The following is a 1,899-nucleotide window of genomic DNA, read 5'->3' on the forward strand; positions in this document are numbered from 1 at the left end:
TTGGATTCGGATCGACCCCAACCAAAGCGCCGTCGCCGCGGTGCATGGGGAACAGGGCACCGCTGATCCCCGACAGCTGGGTTGGCAATGCAGTCACCGGAACTCGATCCGGGGCACCGCTCTGCCGGCGCACTCCAAAAGAGGCGATCAGCAGTAATTATCATTCGGTGGCCCTGGCCGGGCACTGGCAATTCCCCCCGGCATCCGGCACCATGCGGTCCTATCCCACCATCAGACCTGCCAGGGGATGCCATGTCTGCCGATAAAGCAAAGGTCCTAGTGACGGTAATCATCGCCATCGTGGTGGTGATCTTTGTATTCCTTTACTCCAAGGTGGATATCCGTGCGCACCTGCCCTTCGGCGCACAGTTGGGCCTGACCGGGGAGAAAGGGTCTCCACCGAAGCCGGGCGAGGTCCGGGGCACAGGACTCGAGGCGGGCAATAATCTGACCGCGGAGAACCGGGTCGGCGGTAATGTCGAGGTCGAGGAGTCATCGGCAATGGGCGATATCCATCTCTCCACCCAGGCCCACGGAGGCAGCCCCGACCCAAAACACTAGCCCCCACATCCATTGCGGACGTGGGGGCCAATTTCAGACATGTCTCCGCAGGTGGTGATCTCTCTGTCACCGCTGGTCTGCCCCCGGGGCTGATCCGTGACCTGATGGCCGACCAACGCCGGGACCATCAGGCCCTCCAGGCCGAGTTCACCGAGATCAAGGTCCGGCTCGGGGTCACGGATGCGGCACTCCAAGGCTTCTTTGCCATCCTGGAACAACAGGTCGTCCCGCCCGAGCAATGGCCGGAGCGCCTGTTCGAGATCGCCCGGCGTCACAAGCAGGCCCTGGAACGCCTGGCGGCCCTGGAGCCCGAGGACCCGGCGATCCGGGATCTGCTCCATCAGGCCAGGGCCGCCATCGAGACCGGCAACTATGACCAGGCCGAACAGCTATTGGACCAGGCCGAGGCCCGGGAATCGGCCGCTATCGAGCGAGCGGGACAGCTCCTGCAAGAGGCCCAGGTGGCCCTGGAGCGGCGGCGGCTCTCCGCCGCGGCGATCCGGGCCGAGCAGGCCGAGCTTTTGCTGATCCAACTGTGCTATGGGGAGGCCGCGGCGCAGTTCGCCGCCGCCGCCGAGCAGACACCGGCCTCCAGGCCGGACACCAGGCGGGGCTATCGGGAGCGACAGGCCTATGCACTCTATCACCAGGGCGACGAGCGGGGAGACAACCCGGCCCTGGCAGAGGCCATCCGGATCTACCGGGATCTGCTCGCCGCCTATAGCCGGCAGCGCGAGCCCCTGGCCTGGGCCAGGACCCAAGTCAACCTGGGCGTTGCCCTGGTGACCCTGGGAGAGCGGGAGTCGGACAGCGAGTGGCTGCACGCGGCCTTGGCCGCCTACCGTGCCGCCTTGCAGGAGCTCACCCGCGAGCGCACGCCCTTGGATTGGGCCAGGACCCAGAACAATCTGGGCAATATCCTGGCGATCCTCGGGCAGCGGGAGTCGGACAGCGAGCGGCTGCACGAGGCCCTGGCCGCCTATCGTGCCGCCTTGCAGGAGTACAGCCGCGAGCGCACGCCCCTGGATTGGGCCACGACCCAGCACAATCTGGGCACTGTCCTGGCGATTCTCGGGGAGCAGGAATCGGATAGCGAGCGGCTGGAAGCGGCCCGTGGCCATATCCAGCAGGCTTGGCGGGTCTTTCAGGACGCCGGCCTGGACCAGTATGACCAATCTTTCCGGCGACGCCTGGAGCGGCTCGATCGGCTCCTGGAGGCGGAGTAGTTCGTAGGATGGGCAAAGCGGAGCGTCCTCTGGCTCCCACGCTCCAGCGTGGGAGCAGACTTGTCCCGACGGAGGAGGGATCTTGACGCTCCAGCGTCGATTAAGCGCCTCG

At 66.1% G+C, this 1,899-nt stretch carries 2 protein-coding genes; both read left to right on the forward strand.

Annotated elements, in window-relative coordinates:
• The first annotated feature begins 252 nt into the window (after positions 1–252).
• Positions 253–561, forward strand: a complete 309-nt coding sequence (locus BQ17_RS15265; protein WP_089728492.1) for a hypothetical protein — start codon at positions 253–255, stop codon at positions 559–561.
• Positions 562–581: 20 nt separating this feature from the next.
• The gene (locus tag BQ17_RS15270; RefSeq protein ID WP_089728494.1) at positions 582–1,787 is read left to right on the forward strand and encodes a tetratricopeptide repeat protein; all 1,206 of its coding nucleotides are present in this window, start codon (positions 582–584) and stop codon (positions 1,785–1,787) included.
• Positions 1,788–1,899 lie beyond the last annotated feature (112 nt).

The organism is Candidatus Thiosymbion oneisti, assembly GCF_900092655.1.
Taxonomy (GTDB): Bacteria; Pseudomonadota; Gammaproteobacteria; order Chromatiales; family Chromatiaceae; genus Thiosymbion; species Thiosymbion oneisti.